19 protein-coding genes are annotated in these 21,121 nt (G+C 34.9%); 15 read left to right on the top strand and 4 right to left on the bottom strand.

Annotation, left to right across the window (positions count from 1 at the left end):
* The first annotated feature begins 115 nt into the window (after positions 1-115).
* Both ACOXY8_RS00095 and aceK read left to right on the top strand, forming a co-directional pair.
* The gene (locus tag ACOXY8_RS00095; RefSeq protein ID WP_458329513.1) at positions 116-523 is read left to right on the top strand and encodes a DoxX family protein; all 408 of its coding nucleotides are present in this window, start codon (positions 116-118) and stop codon (positions 521-523) included.
* A gap of 3 nt (positions 524-526) precedes the next feature.
* Entirely contained in the window at positions 527-2,248 is a 1,722-nt protein-coding gene (gene aceK, locus ACOXY8_RS00090) for a bifunctional isocitrate dehydrogenase kinase/phosphatase (protein WP_458329512.1), read from the top strand.
* Here aceK and ACOXY8_RS00085 read toward each other — a convergent pair.
* The 3 genes from ACOXY8_RS00085 to ACOXY8_RS00075 all read right to left on the bottom strand — a co-directional run bounded on the left by ACOXY8_RS00085 (position 2,238) and on the right by ACOXY8_RS00075 (position 3,872).
* The gene (locus ACOXY8_RS00085) at positions 2,238-2,636 is read right to left on the bottom strand and encodes a PaaI family thioesterase (protein WP_458329511.1); all 399 of its coding nucleotides are present in this window, start codon (positions 2,634-2,636) and stop codon (positions 2,238-2,240) included. The two genes, aceK and ACOXY8_RS00085, sit on opposite strands and share 11 nt — an antisense overlap.
* Before the next feature lie 234 nt (positions 2,637-2,870).
* Entirely contained in the window at positions 2,871-3,317 is a 447-nt protein-coding gene (locus ACOXY8_RS00080) for a hypothetical protein (protein ID WP_458329510.1), read from the bottom strand.
* Positions 3,318-3,335: 18 nt separating this feature from the next.
* Positions 3,336-3,872, bottom strand: coding sequence for a hypothetical protein (locus tag ACOXY8_RS00075; RefSeq protein ID WP_458329509.1), 537 nt, complete (start codon positions 3,870-3,872; stop codon positions 3,336-3,338).
* Between the two features lie 1,409 nt (positions 3,873-5,281).
* Here ACOXY8_RS00075 and ACOXY8_RS00070 point away from each other — a divergent pair.
* Positions 5,282-5,869: a hypothetical protein gene (locus ACOXY8_RS00070; RefSeq protein WP_458329508.1), complete on the top strand. Its 588-nt coding sequence runs from the start codon at positions 5,282-5,284 to the stop codon at positions 5,867-5,869.
* A 6-nt stretch (positions 5,870-5,875) separates the two neighbouring features.
* Here ACOXY8_RS00070 and ACOXY8_RS00065 read toward each other — a convergent pair whose 3' ends face one another.
* Positions 5,876-6,895 (bottom strand): tetratricopeptide repeat protein, encoded by a 1,020-nt coding sequence (locus tag ACOXY8_RS00065; RefSeq protein ID WP_458329507.1) that lies wholly within the window; start codon positions 6,893-6,895, stop codon positions 5,876-5,878.
* A 401-nt stretch (positions 6,896-7,296) separates the two neighbouring features.
* On the opposite strand from ACOXY8_RS00065, the gene ACOXY8_RS00060 reads away from it, so the two are divergent.
* The 12 genes from ACOXY8_RS00060 (at position 7,297) to ACOXY8_RS00005 (ending at position 20,712) form a co-directional block, all read left to right on the top strand.
* A complete protein-coding gene (locus ACOXY8_RS00060) occupies positions 7,297-7,584 on the top strand; it encodes a hypothetical protein (protein ID WP_458329499.1) in 288 nt (95 codons plus the stop codon).
* Between the two features lie 839 nt (positions 7,585-8,423).
* Positions 8,424-11,570, top strand: a complete 3,147-nt coding sequence (locus tag ACOXY8_RS00055; protein ID WP_458329506.1) for a P-loop NTPase — start codon at positions 8,424-8,426, stop codon at positions 11,568-11,570.
* A gap of 527 nt (positions 11,571-12,097) precedes the next feature.
* Positions 12,098-12,964, top strand: a complete 867-nt coding sequence (locus ACOXY8_RS00050) for a hypothetical protein (RefSeq protein ID WP_458329505.1) — start codon at positions 12,098-12,100, stop codon at positions 12,962-12,964.
* Positions 12,957-14,117, top strand: a complete 1,161-nt coding sequence (locus ACOXY8_RS00045; protein ID WP_458329504.1) for an AAA family ATPase — start codon at positions 12,957-12,959, stop codon at positions 14,115-14,117. The genes ACOXY8_RS00050 and ACOXY8_RS00045 overlap by 8 nt, the downstream gene beginning before the upstream one ends.
* 237 nt (positions 14,118-14,354) lie before the next feature.
* On the top strand, positions 14,355-14,786 hold the full coding sequence (locus ACOXY8_RS00040) for a hypothetical protein (RefSeq protein WP_458329503.1): 432 nt from the start codon (positions 14,355-14,357) through the stop codon (positions 14,784-14,786).
* A gap of 345 nt (positions 14,787-15,131) precedes the next feature.
* Entirely contained in the window at positions 15,132-15,614 is a 483-nt protein-coding gene (locus ACOXY8_RS00035) for a hypothetical protein (protein WP_458329502.1), read from the top strand.
* 205 nt (positions 15,615-15,819) lie between these two features.
* Positions 15,820-16,188 carry a type II toxin-antitoxin system RelE/ParE family toxin gene (locus tag ACOXY8_RS00030; protein ID WP_458329501.1) on the top strand — a complete coding sequence of 123 codons (369 nt, stop codon included), beginning with the start codon at positions 15,820-15,822 and terminating at the stop codon, positions 16,186-16,188.
* Positions 16,178-16,468: a helix-turn-helix domain-containing protein gene (locus ACOXY8_RS00025; protein ID WP_458329500.1), complete on the top strand. Its 291-nt coding sequence runs from the start codon at positions 16,178-16,180 to the stop codon at positions 16,466-16,468. Before ACOXY8_RS00030 ends, ACOXY8_RS00025 begins: the two co-directional genes overlap by 11 nt.
* 768 nt (positions 16,469-17,236) lie before the next feature.
* Entirely contained in the window at positions 17,237-17,524 is a 288-nt protein-coding gene (locus tag ACOXY8_RS00020) for a hypothetical protein (RefSeq protein WP_458329499.1), read from the top strand.
* 724 nt (positions 17,525-18,248) lie between these two features.
* Positions 18,249-18,704: a hypothetical protein gene (locus ACOXY8_RS00015; RefSeq protein WP_458329498.1), complete on the top strand. Its 456-nt coding sequence runs from the start codon at positions 18,249-18,251 to the stop codon at positions 18,702-18,704.
* 339 nt (positions 18,705-19,043) lie between these two features.
* Complete coding sequence (locus ACOXY8_RS00010; protein ID WP_458329497.1) at positions 19,044-19,499, top strand: hypothetical protein; 456 nt, start codon at positions 19,044-19,046, stop codon at positions 19,497-19,499.
* 181 nt (positions 19,500-19,680) lie between these two features.
* Positions 19,681-20,712, top strand: coding sequence for a glycoside hydrolase family 43 protein (locus ACOXY8_RS00005; protein WP_458329496.1), 1,032 nt, complete (start codon positions 19,681-19,683; stop codon positions 20,710-20,712).
* Positions 20,713-21,121 lie beyond the last annotated feature (409 nt).

Here is a 21,121-nt window from a genome sequence, read left to right as displayed (position 1 = left end):
TTGGCTGAATTTTATTAAAGAAGCCTCCTAATTGGAGGCTTCTTTTTTATATCTCCATTGTTCGGTAATGGCTTTAGCTTAAAATTTCGTATCATTCTATTCAAATTCACATATCATGAAAAAATTACTCTTCAACACAAAATCCATTTCATTAGACATAAGTCTATTGATTTTGAGAATAGCCTCCGGCGCCATGATTATGACTCACGGCTGGCCGAAGCTTTCATCTTACGCTAGCAGAGCCGAAAGTTTTCGCGATCCATTAGGACTAGGATCTTCTGCCCTATCCCTGCAAATGGCCATATTTGCCGAGTTCTTTTGTGCAATCTTATTAATACTCGGACTATTTACCCGATTGGCAACTATTCCACTTATGATTGCTATGGCAGTAATTGCACTAATTGTTCATGCTGATGATGGTTGGTCAAGACAAGAATTGCCTTTGCTATATTTAGCATCATTCATGGCTATTTTCTTTGCAGGGCCAGGCAAATTTTCTTTGGATAGTAAATTAGGAAAATAGTAGATGGGGGAGCCGAAACAGTCACTTGTAATTGCATCCATCATATTAGATGGTTTCGAAGAATATCATCGAGAGTTTAAGAAAATTACAAGGAAGGCATCCTCCCGCTTTTTCAAACGTGAATGGCGAAAGCTGCAAATGGACAGTGTAAAACGGCTCGATTTGTATAAGAAAAAGCTAAAAAACACACTTTCTCATCTTGAAAATTCATTTCCGGAAATCACTTTTCAAAAAGCCTTTTGGAAGGAAATCAAAAGCGCCTTTAGTGAAATCAGTGAGCAATCTGATGATAAGGAATTAGCCGAAACTTATTTCAATTCCGTAAGCCGAAAAATCTTCCTAAACCAACCGGTAGATGATGATTATATGTTTGTAAAGGCAGGATACGGCTCATGTCAAATTGCCAATGACAGCAATCTTTGGAAGGAATATAGTTTAGATTCGAAGCTCAACCACTTAATTAAAAGCATTTTAAAAGACTTTTTCCCAAACTACTCCTTCGAGAATATTGAGCGAGATGGGCAATTTATTGAGCAAGCTTTCGCTCAAAACGTGCCGGAACTCGCCGCGAATTCCCATTTGCAAATTATTGATACTTTATTCTATCGCAACAAGGCAGCTTATGTCATTGGGCGAATATTGAGTGGTAATCAGGTGATCCCGTTTATACTGCCTGTTATTCATGGCAAAGAGGGTTTGTATATAGATGCGCTGGTAACTAATCCCGAATATGTGCGGATTATTTTCAGCTACACCCGCTCCTATTTTATGGTGGAAACGGAAGCTCCATCACAGATGATTGCTTTTTTATTGTCATTAATGCCGGGCAAAGATTTGGGCGAAGTTTATAATTCTATCGGCTATCATAAACATGGCAAAACCGAACAATACCGACTTTTGTTAGAGCATATCGAGCATTCCACTGATCAATTTGAATTAGCTCCGGGAGTGAAAGGTTTGGTGATGACGGTCTTTACGCTTCCCTCCTACAATATCGTTTTCAAGATTATCAAAGACACCTTTGAGCCGCCAAAAGCTATTACAAGAAGAGAAGTGTTGGAGAAGTATAAACTGGTGAAAAAGCTTGATCGAGTGGGCAGAATGGCAGATACACATGAGTTTGAAAATTTCGTGTTGCCCGCCAATCGCTTTTCAGAGGAATTGCTGCAAGAGTTGAGAGATTGCATTCCCAGTCAATTTAGTATAGAAGATAATCAAATTATATTCAAGCACTTATACTCAGAGAGAAAAAGTATTCCATTAAATATATTATTGGAGGAAGCTGACACGGAAACCGCCTTAAAAGCGGCACTTGATTATGGGCAATCCATCAAAGAAATGGCTGCTGCGAATATTTTTCCTGGAGATATGCTGACCAAAAATTTTGGTTTGACACGGCATGGTCGATGTATATTTTACGATTATGATGAAATCACTTTGCTCACCCAATGTAATTTTAGAGATAAGCCAAAAGCAGAAACCTACGAGCAAATTTATGCTTCAAGTCCTTGGTATGAGATTGCGCCTGATGATATTTTCCCTGAAGAGTTTCGCTACTTTATGATTGGGCGGGAGGATATAAAAGCCACATTTGAAGAAACTCACGGCGATCTCTTCAAAGCAGGCTATTGGATAGATATGCAAAATAAAATAAAGGAAGGTCAATTTCTTCATGCCTTCCCTTACCCTGAGCAAATACGCTTTAGAAAAGACGCTATTGCTTAGGCACTATATCCAAAAATAGATTGGTACAAGTAGCCTTGGCAATCAATTTATCTCCACGCATCAATTGCGCCTCAACATACACTTGGCTTCTGCCCATATGGATCACTTCGGCAGTGCCGATTAGTTCATCTCCCACTTTTACAGCAGCTAGGTAATTCACATTCATTTGTAGCGTACTGGTAGGTCGCTTAGGCGCAAGGGTAAATATGGCCGGGCCAATAATATTATCGAGCATCCCAGCCAAAATGCCCCCTTGAATAATTCCAAAGGGATTTAACATTTCCTCGGTAGGCAAGAATTTCACTTTGGCTTTGCCGCCACCATATTCCAGCATGGTTGCTTTTAGAAATTCAAAACAAGGGGGTACTTTATCTAAAATATCCTTCATAGCTTTATTGGTAAATCTAAAAATAGCCGATTGAAAGTTTTCATTAGCCTTTTGTGCATTTTATTTTCATTCACTGGCGCGCTTTTGTAAAGCGTTTCCCATCTATATTCCTATCTATATAATCAATGCAATTAGCCACCTAATACCTTTTTCCATTTATCGCTTCAATCGACCCTCGGATTACAAATCCTAAAATTAAAACAGCACGCTTTATAAAAGCGCGCTAGTGGACAATTAGAAAATGAATCTATTTTTTTTCTCGGTCATTTCGAACAATATGCTTACCCTTTCAAGTATAAGCTCATTACTAGGAAATTCTCTCTCCTTTACTTCCAAAGATTCAACATCAGTAAAACCAGCTGCAAGTAAATCAGCATTGAGAGATTCAAGAAAATCTTTTAACTCATTGTCAAGAATGGAAATAAACTCTTTATCCAAGTAAGCAAAAGCTCTGTCTTTACTATAAATTTTAGTATTAATAAAATGGTTAAACTTATTTTGAAAGACATTCATACGTTCGATAGTCTTCGAGTTAACAAAATCTAGTGTCTTGAACCCAGACAGCATGTCCACATCATAAACATCCTCCATAACCATGTCATGAAAGACATAGGACTTCCTAAGGTCACAAAGGTTACTATAAACAAGCCAGAAATTTTCTAACTGATCGGCTATCTTCATAAATCAAAGAATTTAATTCTACTTTACATCAGGAACTTTTCTTTCAATAATATCATGCTTTAGAAGCAAGGAATACAAATTTGAAACCCTCCATAGTAGATCTTCATCCTTAGGACGATTCTCAGGCTGAAAGATTTCGATTATTGGCTTTCTTTTTATTGGCTTCGATACAAAATCATTATTTCTTTCTAATTCATCGAGATCACCTTCTAACAATTTGATAGCAGGTATTAATTTAGCTCGAACCAATTTTTGATAATCCGGATCAAAAAACACAAAGCTGCTTTCTCCATAGGGCGTATTCTTGATGTATTCCCTCCAACTTTTGTAGAATATACTCAGGCTTTCACGCGTTTTATCACTTAAGCAGTCTCCCCATTCATTATTTAAGAGTTCAAGAAAGTAAAAGTCCTGAAAAAGACCTTCAATTGAACTCTCATAAGAACCAATATTTTCATAAAAACACAGCCCTACTAATCCAGAATGAATGTGGACAAGATATGCCCAAGTTTGCTCTGTAGAGTTATTGAGTTCAGTAATGATGCTTTTTTCCATAATTTAAATTTCAAAAAGCGAGCTTGTGAAATTCTTCAAACTGCTTCCTGTAATTTTACATCTTATCGATTTCAAATCACAACTTTCTCATTTTTTAAACTTTTGACCCAAAAGGAAAAAGAGTCCCCCGATTAGCGCAAAACCATAGATGTAATGATTGTCATCAAAAATACTTTCGTAAAGCCCAATAACAGATTTATTAAACCATTGACAAAGAAAGTAAGAGAAACTACCTGCTAATGAACCAAAAAAGAAAGTGTAGATTGGCTTTGTCAAATATGAAAAACGATAGAAAATACTTCTTAGACAAATCATTACTAAAGCATTGAGTAGATAAAGAAAAAACTGAAGGTACATTGATAATAGTGTATAGTATAATATAGCTGTCAATGTAATATCCCAACTTTCAAACCACCATGGGTCAGGCTTAAAAATAACCGTTACCAAAAATAAGCTCATTGAAAGAAAAGGCCATAAAAGGAGGCATTCTATTATCTTAGATTTGAGTGACCTTCTCATTTAATTACAGTTTATGGGTAATGGATTTCCATTTTCAAGAGCATTTTCAACCTGTGCCCATCTTGGTCTATGAGTAATCGTGCTTCCTTTACTTGCCACACCTCCTAGCCTATTCACTTCTTCAGCGACATCTTTTTATGAACTCATTCCACACTTTAGCGTCTTACGCCTTTTCCAATGCCCCAAAAGGAAAAAAAGGCCGCCAATAAGGGCAAATCCAAATATGTAATAATATTCCTCAAAAACAATTTCATAAAGCCTTTTAACTGATTTGTTAAAGCAATTACAAAAAAAGAAGGAGAAAGTCCCTGAGATTGCCCCGAACAAAAACACATAACCCTTGCTTGATAAAGCTAGAAATCGAAAAAATATACGCCTCAATATTAGCAATACTAGAGCATTTTGTAAATAGAGAAAGAAATGCCCTATCATTGACCCACCCCCGTAGAAAATCATGTAACCAATCAACTCTTGCCAAGTGTCTACCCAATGATTATTAACTACTAATCCAATAAACAATAGTAAAACTGTGAATGCAGGCCAAAGAAGAAGCACCTCATGTAGCCACGCTTTAATCGACTTTCTCATCTTAATTACAGTTTATAGGTAATAGATTTCCATTTTCAAGAGCATTTTTCACCTGTGCCCATCTTGGTCTATGAGTACTCGTTCTTCCCACTGGCGCGCTTTTATAAAGCGTGCCCATCTATTTTCTTATCTATATAATAAATGTAATTAGCAACCTAATACCTTTTTCCATTTATCGCTTCAATCGACCCTCGGATTACAAATCCTAAAATTAAAACAGCATGCTTTACAAAAGCGCGCTAGTTGAGTACTTTATCTAAAATATCCTTCATAGCTTTATTGTTGTATCTAAAAATAGCCGATTGAACCTTTTCATTAGCCTTTTATGCATTTTATTTTCATTCTCCTTTGGCCAAAAAGCCAATGGACAGGAATTGAAGTTTTTGCTAATTCTGAAAACCGAAGCTGAATGGACTTTTGATAATGAGCTTGAGACCCTTCCCAATATCCAATGGATTGCGCATAATTCCAACAGCGAATCTTGGTGGCTGATACACGCCAAGAGCTGGGACGAGATGCAGAAAATACAATCTGCTATAAGCAATTCTGTAGAAGTGGATAATCAAACCGAGCTATTTCAGGTACATGAGATTGGCAATGTACACCTAGCCGAAAGAGATACAATCCAAACGCTGCGCTATCATTTTTTGGAATATGGCATCAAAATGATCGATCCAGCAGATGATGGAAGTGCGTTTAGAGATCGGCTGAATTCACAAATAGAAAACACTCAATGGCTCGTGAGCGATCAGTTTGAAGGATTTATGCTTGCCCAAATGGATGATCCTAAGCAGCTAAAGAATGCAGTAAATAATGACCCTCAAATCCGTAATCTGAAGCTAAGTGTTCAAATAGACTCGATGCAGATTATTTATATTACTAAGAAATAAAACAGACTAGTTACAATTAGCAGCCAAAGCTTCAGCTGCTTTTTGGTCGCCCTTAGCAGCTCCCTCCCGCCAGGTTTCGCATGCTTCTGTTTGTCTATCCAAACGCCATAAGACCAAACCAATATAATTGTCCAACTCTTCCACCTCAGGATCCATCTGTTGGGAAACCTGCAAATTCCTCATTGCCTCATTATATCGACCTTCATAATAGTATAAAATACCCTTATTGCGATATGCCCAAGGATTCTCGGAATCGCCACGAATACTCAGATTAATATCCTTCTCGGCAGCTTCCCAATTTTCCTGCACTATATGGTAATAGCCTCTATTATTTAAGTAATACGGCTGATTGGGCGCTAAATCCAGCGCTTTGTTTACCCAATAAAAAGCCGAATCAATTTTGCCCTGTTTTTCGGCGATTAGCCCTTTTACATTGTAAGCATTGGCTTCATTTGGGTTGAGCACCAAGCCTTTGTTCAAATCTATTTGTGCCTTTTCGAAATCGCCCAAATAATAAAAAAGTGTGGCTCTATTGATAAAAATCTCGGCATTGTATGGATCCTGACTCTCGGCAATATCGAATGCCGCAATGGCCTCAGGATATTGCTTGAGCTGCCACTGCGCCAAGCCTTCGGTAAAATGCACCGTAGGCGTATCTGGATACACTTTTTTGATCACTTCCAAATCGGCTAATGCGCTGTAATATTCCTTTATTTGTATAGAAGACAATGCCCGATTGTACAGCACATCCATTCTATCCGGCTCGGCCATCGTGGCATTGGTGAAGTCCGCAACAGCCTGTGCATCTTGGCCCAATCTGCTGTAAGCTACTCCACGATTATTCAGCGCATCCGCATATTGTGGATCAATCAATATCGCCTCATCATAATAGCGAATAGCCTCTCTATATTCTCTTTCATTGAGTTTTTCGTTTCCTTTCAGCAAAAAACGCTGCTTCTTGGTGTCCGGCGTCTCGCCACAACTAATTAACAAAAAACTAAATATAACAGCTATTAATAAACGCATCTAAATCGATAATCTGGTTGCGCAAAGGTAACATGGAAAAAGGGAATGGAGTTTTTTTAAATTTGATTTTGAGGGTGATTGGCATTAAAGGAAATCCTTGAAGCTTATTATAGAAAAATAGCGGGAGGATAAATGCTTAGCACCTCCTCAAAAATTATAAGTGCACAGATAGGAAAATTAGTTGGAATAACGTATGTTTATAAGCAAACAATGAAAATTAATAAAAATACCACCACAGACAAATGGAGAATAGACGCGACAATTGCGTTAATCTCTCTGAAATGGTGGGGTTAATGCAATAATTGCGTTAACGAACTAGTTGTGCGGCATTTTGAACAAAAAAAATTCGGACTATTCATAGTTATTACATGGATAAAAAATTGACACTAATTTTTTTTAATATGGAAATTCCAAAAATCATATTAAATAATAAAAACGATAGAATGAAAGAGGAACAGTTAGCTAAAATGAATGTTGTAGAGCTTAAAAAAAAGATCAAAAGCCATAGATTTATAAACGGACTACTAACTGTAATTGTTGTCGTAATGTTCCTGGTTGCCTTTGTAATTAAACCAGAAACATCTATTGCTTCCAAGATATTACCATTCGCATTTATTCCAATGTTAATAACCTTTATTTTGGACCATAAAAAGTTGAGAAAGGAATTGAAATCAAGGCAAAAGGAGTAACAATGCGAGAGGTTTGTGCAATTTTCATTACGGATTTTGAATCCCAAATGAACTTGAAATGCAAAGAGTTTTATGGAACTTTACTTGATTGACGTTACTCAGACCTAAATAAATCTGATGCGATATAAACTTAGGGAAAAAACGACCGCACACTCGAGTAGCCCAACCTGAGCCAAATGGCTCAGGTTGAGGCTCTCACATCACCGTACGTACGGGTCTCGTATAGGGGTTCGTAAAGCCAAAAGCTGCCGCTCTTTACACCAACAACCTCTTTCCGCTACTTCTAAGATAAGGCTACCCGCACTGGCGCACTTTCATAAAGAGTGCCCATCTATTTTCCTATTTATATAATAAATGCAATTAGCTACCTAATACCTTTTTCCATTTATCGCTTCTATCGACCCTCGGATTACAAATCCTAAAATTAAAACTGTACGCTTTACAAAAGCGCGCTAGTTGACTAGCTCACCAGTTCGAACGTGTGCTTGTAATTTTCTCTAAACAAGATTAGGCAAATATAGCGGGAGGATAAATACTTAGCACCGCCCAATAAATTATAAGTGTACAGATAGGATAATTTGTTGGAATAACGTATGTTTATAAGCAAACAATGAAAATTAATAAAAATACCACCACAGACAAATGGGAAATTGACGCAACATTTGCGTTAATCCTTATAAACTGGAGGGGTTAACGCAACTGAGTTGCGTTAATGAACTAGTTGGCGTTCATTGTAAAAGATAGCCGACACATATTTGGCACATTTAAAGGTAGCATAGTTTGAAACACAACCAAAACCTGCAAAAGAGCCAAATTTTACAAACATAAAACAACTTGATATGATAGACATACCCAAAGCATTAATTGAACAAATAAAGGAAGGTAATATTGTTCTTTTTTTAGGCTCAGGAGCATTAAAAGGTGCAATTCATAGAAATAATATTGACGCTCCTACAGGTGTTCAACTTGGTAAATTAATTGCCAATAAGTTCTTAGATGAGGGTTATTCAGATTCTTCTTTATCTGTCATATCGGAAATGGCAATGTCAGATACTGGACTTTTACCAGTACAACAATTTATAGCTGATTTATTTGATGGATTTGAGCCAAATACCCATCATAAATTTATTCCTTTATTTCGCTGGAAAGCAATAATAACTACTAATTACGATTTGGTTGTTGAGAAATCATATAGCCAATGTACGACACCTAAACAGACATTAGTAAAGTTTATCAGAGATGAAAGGATAAATGATAAAATTAAAACTACGAATGATTTACCTTACATTAAACTTCATGGTTGTATTGCGGAGATTAATGATAAAAATTTACCTTTAATATTGACCATAGACCAATATGTCACACATAAGAAAAATCGAACTCGACTTTTTGAGCGAGTGAATGATTTAGCGAAACAACATACTTTCATTTTTGCAGGCCATAGTCTCGAGGATAGTGATATTCGAGAAATATTACTTAATCTCGGTGATGATTTGGCAGCAAGAATGAGGTCATATATTATAGCTCCAAATGTTAAGCCTGCAATGGAAAGACTTTGGGGCACTAAAAAGATAACAACTATAAACTGTAAGTTTTCTGAATTTATTGATGAAATTGCTGGGAGAATTGATGTGAATTCTATACCGGATGGTATTTCAATGAACATTAGTGAAAATAATAGCCACCCAATAATTAAGAGATTATTTGAATCTTCAAACAAACCAAGTGAATTATTAATTAATTTTTTATCTAACGATGTAATTTATCCTTCTATTAGCAACATTGATATAGATTCAATTTCTCCAATCAACTTTTACAAAGGCTACATGAATGGTTTGAATCCAATTGTGAATGAACTTGATGTAAGGCGGGATATTGAATCAGGAGTATTGTCAGAAGTATTTGTAGATTTATCTAAGGAAGACCATAGTGTTAAACTTTATTCAATACTTGGTCATGCAGGTTCAGGTAAAACTGTCTTTCTAAATCGACTTGCGTGGGAAGCTACAAATTCCTTGGGGAAATCTTGTTATATACTTAAAAAGGATGTTTTAATTAATACAGATGCATTAATTGAACTATATTCTTTTCTAAAAGAGAGGATTTATTTGTGTGTAGACAATGCAAACAACAATGAGATTGAATTGACAAATTTGGTTGACAAAGCACATAAGGAAAGTATTCCGTTAACCATATTAACATGCGAAAGAACTAATATTTGGAATGTTGAATGCAATAGAATCAAGAATTACTTATCGCACTCGTATTACTTAAAATATTTGACTCGAAAAGAAATAGAAGATTTATTGGACTTATTGGAGATATATGATTGTTTAAACCATTTAAAAGGAAAAACTAGAGAAACTCAGATTAAGGAATTTGAGGAACGGGCTGGACGAGAATTATTGGTTGCGTTATATGAAGCAACACAGGGCAGGTCTTTTCAAGAAATTGTTCATGATGAATACTTATCCATACCAGACGAAAAAGCAAAAATACTTTATTTAACTGTATGTTTACTTCATAGTCTAGGTTCATATACGAGAGCTGGTTTACTAGCTAGGGTTCACGGAATTAATTTCAATGATTTTAAAGATCAGTTCTTTAAACCTTTAGAATTTCTAGTTTTTGATAGACGTGATTATTATATCAATGACTATGTTTATGAATCGAGGCATCCCTTAATTGCAGAATTTGTTGTTGAAAGTGTATTATCAACAGAACAAATGCGTTTTGATGAATACATTTCTTTGTTAAGCAATTTAGATATTGACTATGACTCTGATAGGAATGTTTTTTTATATCTGACTAACGCTAAAAAGCTTTTAAAATTCTTCAGAAATCCTGAGAAAATAAGAGAAATTTATAAAACCGCAAAAGAACTTAGTTATGAAGATGCAAAACTATTTCAACAAGAAGCTATTTTTGAAATGGAAAGCAATGGCGGTAGTATTGATAAAGCAGAATCTCTACTATTTAAGGCTGATGAACTTACTGACCATAAAGATAATTTAATAAGACATTCACTTTCGGAACTACTATTTACGAAAGCAACAAGCGCCAAATCATTGATTGAGAAAAAAAGACTACTTATAGAAGTTGATAAAATATGTAACAGTTTGATTAAAAAGAGAAATTTCTCAGCTCACCCTTTTCATACAGCAATAAAAGCTAAACTAATGCTTTTAAGTGAATACATTGAAAATTCGGATGATTACGCATTTGATAAATTAATTAAGGAAACGGAAAGTTTGATATCATTCGCTATTCAACAATTTCCTGATGAGCCGCATATTATTGAAGCAGAGTCAAATTTTAATGAATTAATTAATAATCAACCTCGGGCAATAAGCTTATTAGAAAAAGCTTTTGAGATAAATAAAAACAGCCCATACTTATCTCGAAGATTAGCATCTGTATATGAATCGCAAGATAAAATTGAAAAGGCTATAATAACAATAAAAGATACCTTAAATACGAATGCAGGCAACAAGGATTTAAACTTTAAATTGGCTCTTTTATTGGCAAAGAAGAATGAGGAAAGTGAACTTAATAATATTAAGCATTACTTAAGAAGAAGTTTTTCACCAAGAGATAATAGGTATCATGCTCAATTTTGGTTTGCAAGAATATTGTATTTGAATAATGAGTTTCCTGAATCAAAAAAGTTCTTTGAAGAACTTACGAGTGCAAATTTAGATCCTAAAATTAAAACAAGTATACGTGGTATCATAAAGGATTCTCAGGATATGAAAATATTTAAAGGTGAAATTTATAGTTTGCACACAAATTATGGATTTGTAAAAAGAGATGGTTTGGGTGATACGATTTATTTCTTTGTACACAACAGATTCGGAATTGAAGACGAAGGAATGCCAGCTGATGATTCTCGTTTTTCAACATATCGGAGGGGCACACGAGTTAAATTTAATATAGGTTTTAACTATAAAGGCCCTGTTGCATTAAATGTTTTGCCTGAATCCTAAGCCATGCATATTAAGTAAATACAAATACCTAACGCACCTCCAAATTTACGTAAAGAGCATAAAGACTCCTTTACAGAAAAAACAACGAAACACCAATCGAGTAGACGGCCGTGAGCCATAAGCCCACGGTGCGCCTCTCACACCACCGTACGTACGGGTCTCGTATACGGCGGTTCGCAAAGCATAGGAATGCCGCTCTTTACACCAACATTCCTATAGCGCGCTTTTGCTAGGCGTGATCATTTAATTGTAGGAATTTAATCGGGAGCTTGATGTGCGCGACGAAGAATTTATGGAGAAAAGAAAATAGATCGGCGTAAGTACAAAAGTGCGCCAGTGAATAGATTGGAAAATTAGTTGAGTATGTGTAGGTTTATAAGCAAAGAAGGAAAAAAGTTGATAATTCAATTTTTGATAAATGGGGGATCAGCTGCAATAGTTAAGTCTACTTCTTCTAAAGATTTTATATGCTAAATTAAGGTTCTTGAAAAAAGGTTTTGTCTTGTATGACCCTCTAAACGAAAAAAATGATATTCAACATTTACTACATAAATTTTCCTAAAGTATATGAAATTAAAATGATGTTAGGGAATATCATTTTACTCAATAAAGAATTAGAGAAAAATAAAACCACTGAAGGAGAAGCTGAACTTGGAGCCAAAATTGATATTGGAAATAAATTTTTCAAATTATTTAATTTAGAAGGCGAAGGAAAAGGTCGGGTTTCTGGAAGTTCAGCACAAAAAGTACTTGAAACTTTTGAAGTTAAAACTACTAAATCAGTTATTCTAAATGATGTAATAGAAAATTCTAAAGCAATTAATTCATTTGACAAAGTTGTCGAAGGTGAACTTGTTAGAATAGATAATGTTTCTTTGGCTTTAGAAAACGAACCTGAATTAAGAGTTGTAAAATTATTTACAAGTGATGCTTTTAAAGGGATGACGGTACCAGGTGTGCAAGGATTTGATATGAATAATCTTTTCAATTCAATGTTTAAAGATTATGCATATAAATTAAAAGGTACAATTTCAAGTTTGGAAGAAAATATCCTTATTAAAATTCCGATGACATTTGAGAATGAATTTGAAAGCTCTTACAGTGTAGATGATTTATTTATCGGAAAGGTTTCTTTAGTTGGTCTTTATAAGGGTAAAATCAAACTTAGAGAATTGAAAAATTCACTAGAATTTTTTCAAGAAATTGGAAATATGCAAAATATGTTAAATCCTCAAAGTGAAGACGATGAAATCCAAAATAGTCAATATGAGGATATGAAAAACACTAGCACGTACAATCCTTTTTTGAGCAGCTTACAAGATGATAAGCAATATCATTACATAGACATTCTATCTATCATTCAAATTATAAATACACCAAAAAAGGATGATTAGTAAAGAAGAATTGTATTTGTATGACCTTTCAAAATACAAAGAACTAAAGTCTTATTACTCTGAGCAAGGAAAGGAGATTTTAAGCATAACTGATTTCATTCATAAAGAATCCTTATTTGCAGAATTGAATGGATTTGAATATGTAATAGATGTTACTGCTTTAACAAACATCAATCAGTTTAACACCGAAACAATAATAAACTTATTTGATAACACTTACACATTTATAGGAAATATAAAAAACACACGATTTTTTGAAGAAGAATTAAGATTTTGCTTTAAGAAATTTACAGTTTTTAGCGATTATGTCGAGGAAGAGGATTCTGACATTAGAAAAAACCAATCCATAAAAAAACACAAAAAAATTATTGATATTGGGCAAGATCAATTGAATTTGTTTTTTCAAAAAATTGATCAGTCTCTTTATGGTCATCAAAAGTTTAAAGATGACTTTAAAAGATTAATCACAAATTTTAGAGTTTTTAATAAACTAGGTGAACACTTGATATTGTCACTTTTTTTAATGGGTGATTCTGGTGTCGGAAAAACCGAAGTAGCTAGAGCCATTCATAAAGCACTTGGAGGTGAAACCAAAATGGCTAAAATAAATTTTGGAAATTACAGTAGCGATAATTCTTTAAACTCATTAATCGGTAGCCCCAGAGGTTATATTGGTAGTGAAGATGGGGAGATTTTTATAAGAGTTGCGGAAGCTGATACAGGAATAATATTAATTGACGAGTTTGAAAAATCTAACTCAACACTTTTCAATTATTTTCTTGATGTTTTAGAAAATGGAAAAATGATTAGTTCTTTAGCTCACGAAATTGACCTAAATGGTTTCATAATTATATTCACTTCAAATGTGTCAAAGGAAAATTTCAAAAAGGTTATTTCACCTGAACTACGCTCACGATTTGATTACAAAGGATATTTTTCAATTCTAAAAACAGAGGACAAAAGAAAATTTGTTGAGTTTAGATTGAATAGCATAACTCGAAAATTTAATAAAAATGTTGCTAATGTTTTAGATGACAACTTCAAATATGAAGTTATCAGGCAAATTAATGTGACAAAATTTAAAAATATGAGGGATTTGAATAAAAATATTAAACAAATTTTCGTTAGAGAACTGAAAGCCAAAACAGTATAAAACTCTGCACATGACAACAGAAGTAAAACATTTAGGAAAGTTTGGTTTTAACAAGCTAAGGGTACTCAGGAAGCTATGACCCTCTTGGCAAGTAAGCAGCTCTGAAAATACCTTTCATTAGCACCTTTTCAACATTTGTAAAGTCGAACTCACAGATAATTTGGATTTACAATCCAAACACTGCAAACAGTTGCCCTTAGTTTTAAAATGAAAACTCCCCTATTATCAATACTCCTATTGACCACTGGATTAATACTTCTTTATTCCGGATTAAAGCAGTATGAAGCAAGGAGTTTTTATGACAATACTATATTTGAATCAGGTATCTTTGATTACATCAGAAAAGAAAATCAAAAGAGTGGAAGAATAGAATATCGTATAAAAACTATTGAGCAAAGTGTTGAATACAAGATTTTAAGTTTTACTCGGAAATCCTTTAATTATGAAGCGTTTATTGCTCAAGTGGAAAAAGGAGACAAGATTGAATTGTATTTGGTCAATAGTAAAGACTCAAATGAAATCGCTCAACTGACACATCAAGGAGTTTCATATATAGACCAAACCAAAAGGAATAACTCAAGAAAAATGAATGGCTTATATGGTGCTATTGGTGGCGGACTATTCATAGTTTTTGGAGTTTGGAATTTAATTAAGACTAAGCTTAGTTAAATTAGGTAATGGGGAATCTCACACCTAAACCTCTCACAGAAACGTAAATGAACCTTTCAATTATCCTCTAGCACCCTTTCACAAAGCGTTCTCCTTTAATTCTAGGATTTGTAATCCGGAGCTTGATGTGCGCGACGAAGGATTTATGTAGCTAATCAAAGTGATTATGTAGAAAAGAAAATAGATCGGCACAATTGCAAATTGCGGCAGTGAATAGATTGGAAAAATAGTTGTGTATGTGTAGGTTTATAAGCAAAGAAGGAAAAAAATTGATAATTTACACTCCATCAAATGGGAAATAGACGTAATAATTACGTTAATGAACTAGTTGTGGCCAATTTAAAAATGAAGAAACAACGCGGACTTAAAAAGTACTACAAAAGACTCAAAACCGAGAATGACTTAGAAAAAGCGACTTGGTTGGTCCTTGACGACCCGAAAGCTTGGTTCGACAACTGGCATTTACACTTTGACTGGAAAGGATTTGGAAATAACAGTTTCAAAAGACGAAAACCGCACTTGGACAAACTTTTCCGTCACTTTGACCTCCTTGAAGAAGAAACTAAAAAGCTTGAAAAGGACTTTCAACTATATGCAGTAGTTCTCGACTACGATAGTGCGAGTGACGCTTTGTTCCTACACACACCAAACCCAAACAAAGAGAATTTTCCCTTCAAGTACGACAGCTTGAAAAAGAAGAGCACCTTGACTAACCAAGATCTGAACCACTATCTAAGCGAAATAGACAAATACGAGAAATTTTACGGAACAGCAGAAGAGAGCTTTTGTGTACTATTCAAGAAAAACATTGGAATAGAACCGAAATAAAAATGAAAAAACTGGCCACAATCGAGTAGGTAAAGGGGAATATCACCCCTAAACCTCTCACAGAACCGTAGGTGAACCTCTCAATTCTTACGGCTCCTATTATACAAGCAATAAACCAATGGAGTGCATATCGATAAACTCATACCACTAAAAAATCACCTTTCTAAAATTTGACATTAGTAACTTTTAAGTTACATTTGCGTTGATGCAAAAAGTCAGGGAAGTCATAGCGTATAAAAATCACTTTGAGAAATTTCTGAAAAAACAGACCGAGAAAGTCCAGAACAAAATCTTTAAAGTGATTGAAGCAATTGAAACACTTGAGCGAGTACCTGAGAACTACATGAAACCAATAAAGACCCAAAAAGGACTTTATGAAGCTCGAATTCAACTTGGCTCAAACATATGGAGGGTATTTTGCTTCTTTGACAAAGGACAATTAGTGATTTTACTTAACGGCTTTCAAAAGAAATCACAAAAAACACCGCAAAAAGAGATCGATAAGGCAAGTAAGCTAATGGATGTCTATTTTGAAGAAAAGGAATTAGAAAAACGAAAAAACCATGAATACTAAAAGTTGGAAAGAAATAAAAGATAATGTGTATGGACAAAAAGGCACAGCACGCAGAGATGAATTGGAGAGAGACTTTGAATCATTTAAAATTGGTTTGATCCTTAAGAAAGCCCGGGAAGAAAAACAGCTGACTCAAGAACAGCTCGCCACACTTTTAGACAAAAAGAGAAGCTACATTTCACGGGTGGAAAACAATGGCAGCAACTTAACCCTAAAAACCCTATTTGACATCGTAGAAAAAGGTTTAGGTGGGAAAGTCAATATTTCAATTGAAGTTTGATACTCCCAGCGCATAAGTGACTTTGATCCATAAGTCAGTCCATGGTGACATAATAAAATCAGTCTGAAAAGACCCACTGGCGTGCTTTTATAAAGCGTGCCCATCTATTTTCCTATCTATATAATAAATGCAATTAGCCACCTAAACCTTTTTCCATTTATCGCTTCAATCGACTCTCGGATTACAAATCCTAAAATTAAAACAGCACGTTTTACAAAAGCGCACTAGTTGGCTAGCTCACAAGTTCGAACGTGTGCTTGAAGTTTTCTCTAAACAAGATTAGACAAATTTAGCGGGAGGATAAATATGCCTTACTCAAAGCAATTGGAACTTCTTTTTGTTTTCTTTCATGAAACTAATTAATAATTCAGTGAAAGTTCGCCTATACCTTGATATTGGAGGTAAAAGCGAAATGAAAACATCATATAAACTATATTATCTATTGCTTTATAAATAATCTTAAGCATATTTTTATCAAAATATCATATTTTGAGGCTGTAGGTTTTTCTCTCCATAAGAAATTGTAATCAAGCTGATTGGATAATTTGTTGGAATAACGTATGTTTATAAGCAAACAATGAAAATTAATAAAAATACCACCACAGACAATTGGGAAATAGACGCAACATTTGCGTTAATCCCTCTAAAATGGTGGGGTTAATGCAATAATTGCGTTAACGAACTAGTTGTGCGGCATTTTGAACAAAAAAAATTCGGACTATTCATAGTTATTACATGGATAAAAAATTGACACTAATTTTTTTTAATATGGAAATTCCAAAAATCATATTAAATAATAAAAACGATAGAATGAAAGAGGAACAGTTAGCTAAAATGAATGTTGTAGAGCTTAAAAAAAAGATCAAAAGCCATAGATTTATAAACGGACTACTAACTGTAATTGTTGTCGTAATGTTCCTGGTTGCCTTTGTAATTAAACCAGAAACATCTATTGCTTCCAAGATATTACCATTCGCATTTATTCCAATGTTAATAACCTTTATTTTGGACCATAAAAAGTTGAGAAAGGAATTGAAATCAAGGCAAAAGGAGTAACAATGCGAGAGGTTTGTGCAATTTTCATTACGGATTTTGAATCCCAAATGAACTTGAAATGCAAAGAGTTTTATGGAACTTTACTTGATTGACGTTACTCAGACCTAAATAAATCTGATGCGATATAAACTTAGGGAAAAAACGACCGCACACTCGAGTAGCCCAACCTGAGCCAAATGGCTCAGGTTGAGGCTCTCACATCACCGTACGTACGGGTCTCGTATAGGGGTTCGTAAAGCCAAAAGCTGCCGCTCTTTACACCAACAACCTCTTTCCGCTACTTCTAAGATAAGGCTACCCGCACTGGCGCGCTTTTATAAAGCGTGCCCATCTATTTTCCTATATAATAAATGCAATTAGCCACCTAATACCATTTTTCATTTATCGTTTCAATCGACCCTCGGATTACAAATCCTCAAATTAAAACAGCACGCTTTACAAAAGCACACTAGTTGACTAGCTCAACAGTTCGAACGTGTGCTTGTGATTTTCTCTAAACAAGATTAGGCAAATACGACGGGAGGATAAATACTTAGTACCGCCTTAAAAATTAAAAGTACGCAGATTGGAAAATTAGTTGAGTATGTGTAGGTTTATAAGCAAAGAAGGAAAAAAATTGATAATTTACACTCCATCAAATGGGAAATAGACGCAAACTTTGCGTTAATGAACTAGTTAATGGCAAGCGTAAAACAGACCGTAACAATTGACAGGAAATTACAATATGACATCAAACAATCGTAAATCTTTTCTTGAGCTAAAATCTATTTGGAAAGACGAAGATATGTTTGAATTAAAGGTGACAGTATCAAACAATAAATTTACAGGAGAAACAGAAGTTTACGACCAATATGAATGTATTTCTGACTTTGCAAAAGAATTGATTGAGTATCCGAAAAACGACAAAGTACTATTTTACGAAGCAGGAGAAAAAGACAGTTACTCATATTTTTCAATGAAATATTATCCTATTGACAATAGTGGACATATTGGAGTTGAAATAAATATTGAAAGTAACGTATCAACTGTTTACAGACCTGAAGAAAAAAACAAGCTAAAAATTGAAATAGTTGTTGAACCAAGTGCTATCGACAACTTTCAAAAAGAACTTCGGCATTTGGCAATGAATGAAGACGGAATAGCAATATTATTTGGAAATGACAACAGGCTCGACAATTAGAAATTTATTAATAAACAAAAGAACGCCAGCCACTAATCGAGTAGACGGCCGTGAGCCATAAGCCTACGGTGCGCCACTGCCTTATCGGCAGTCAAGTCTTACATTTATCTGCCGAAGGCATGACCACCGTACGAGAGCTACGCTTGGTAATTTCACACAATTGTTCATTATCGTATACGGCGGTTCATTGGATTATTGGTTGTGCCAGCCTGCCGGCATGGCAGGTTTTAAGATAATAGGAAAGCATCGATTCATATCCTTTTCTTCGTAGCCGTAATAAAGAAAACGGGAAAGCTGAAAACCGATTAGAGTAAGCAATAAAACTAAAACTGACCAAATATGAAATCAACTTTTAAACTTCTGATGGCTGTGGTTTTCTTGACAGCATTTTCGACTATTTCAGTTTTCGGACAAAAAACTGAAGAACAAAAACTCTTGTACAAAACAGGAAATCCAGCGGATTGGCCAAAAGACCAAGATGCAGTAGTTTCTGCGCCGAATAATCATAAAATTTTGTTGGAAAACGATAAGGTTAGAGTTTTGGAAGTAACTATTGCGCCAAATGAAATAGAACCTGTTCACCATCATCAATGGCCAAGTGTACTTTATATTATGGAAGCAGGAGATTTCATTGACCGTGATGCAGACGGTAATGTAATTATGGATACTCGAAAGATACCTGAACCTCTTGTTTTTCCATTGACAATGTATAAAAATCCAGAAGCGCCACATTCCGTAGAAAATTTAAGTGATACTAAAACAATACGTCTGATTAGAGTGGAAATGAAACAGTAGAGCTTCTACATTGGAAAAATACGAAAGCACACACAACGTATATAAAAAATAGCGGTTTAGGTGATTAAACGAAAGATATTTAATAAAATAGAGGTCGGTTATAAACTGAAGAGTTAGTGTTCAAAAATCCGCTTCTTTTCATATTGACCGTTATAGCTCATTAAGGACAAAAATAGATTATATGAAAATACAGTCGTTAGCACTTATTCTTTTAGGTTTAATTGTTACATCTTGTCATTTCAAGAAAAAGCAAGATGAAAGCTTAGCCTATTCAGGGAATCCGATATTTTCTGGTTGGTATGCCGATCCGGAAGGAATTGTTTTTAATGATGAATACTGGGTGTTTCCTACCTATTCAGCTGAATATAAGAATCAAGTATTCTTCGATGCATTCTCATCAAAAGATTTGATTTCCTGGAAAAAACATTCCCATGTTTTAGATACATCAATTATTAAATGGGCAAAACAAGCGCTTTGGGCACCCTCAATCATAGAGAAAAACGATAAGTATTATCTGTTTTTTTCAGCAAATGATGTTCAAAATCCCGATGGACCTTACTGGGACGAAAAGAATACCATTAATCATTACGGAGGTATAGGCATAGCCGTGTCAGATTCTCCTTCAGGAACATTTAAAGATTACCTTGGAAAGCCATTATTAAGTGAATTTCATAATGGTGCTCAACCCATCGATCAGTTTGTATTTAAAGATATTGACAATACTTATTATATGTTTTACGGAGGCTGGAGGCATTGCAATATGACCATCCTAAATGATGATTTTACAGGATTTATTCCCTGGACTGACGGTGAATTATTTAAAGAAGTTACACCCGAAGGATATGTGGAAGGCCCGTTTATGTTCCGAAGAAACGGAATTTACTATTTCATGTGGTCTGAAGGTTCGTGGGGAAATGACTCTTATAAAGTAGCATACGCAATGGCAGAAAAAGTGACTGGACCATTTAAAAGAATTGGTACCATTCTGGAATCGGATAAGAGTATTGCAACTGGAGCAGGACATCACTCTGTAATTAACACACCGAATACCGACAATTGGTATATTATTTATCATAGACGCCCTATCCCAAACGAAGGACGTGATCATCGGGTAACTTGTATAGATATTCTTGAATTTAATAATGACGGTAGCATCAAGCCAGTGAAAATGACAACTGAAGGCGTAAAAGAAAGAACAATAAAAAACAATTGAATGCTTGATGAAATCAAACGCAGGATAATAAATCTATAAAAATCATAGCCGAAACAGTAGTAATTTCAAGGGTTGTAGCCCGCTTCAACTTTTCTGTTATTTGACAGGGAAGTGCAACGCAGTCGCCTACCCTCTAGCGCACTTTTGCATAACCTGATCATTTAATTGCAGGATTTGTAATCAGGAGCTTGATGTGCGCGAGGAAGATTCTATTTAGCTAATTACAGTGATTAGGTAGAAAAGAAAATAGATCGGCACAATTGCAAAAGTGTAACAGTGAAGAGGAAAACTGTCTGAATCACGGATTAGACGGATTAAAAGATTTCACAGATTGTGTCGTCCTGAAATAAGTTTACAGGTTTGAAATGAAGTCCTAGAATAGATTTACAAATTTAAAATAATCCTGTTA

It is taken from the genome of Peijinzhouia sedimentorum, assembly GCF_049340005.1.
Classification (GTDB): Bacteria; Bacteroidota; Bacteroidia; order Cytophagales; family Cyclobacteriaceae; genus CAXBDP01.
The sequence above is the reverse complement of the archived record's forward strand: the minus strand, read 5'-3'. Positions and strand labels throughout refer to the sequence as shown.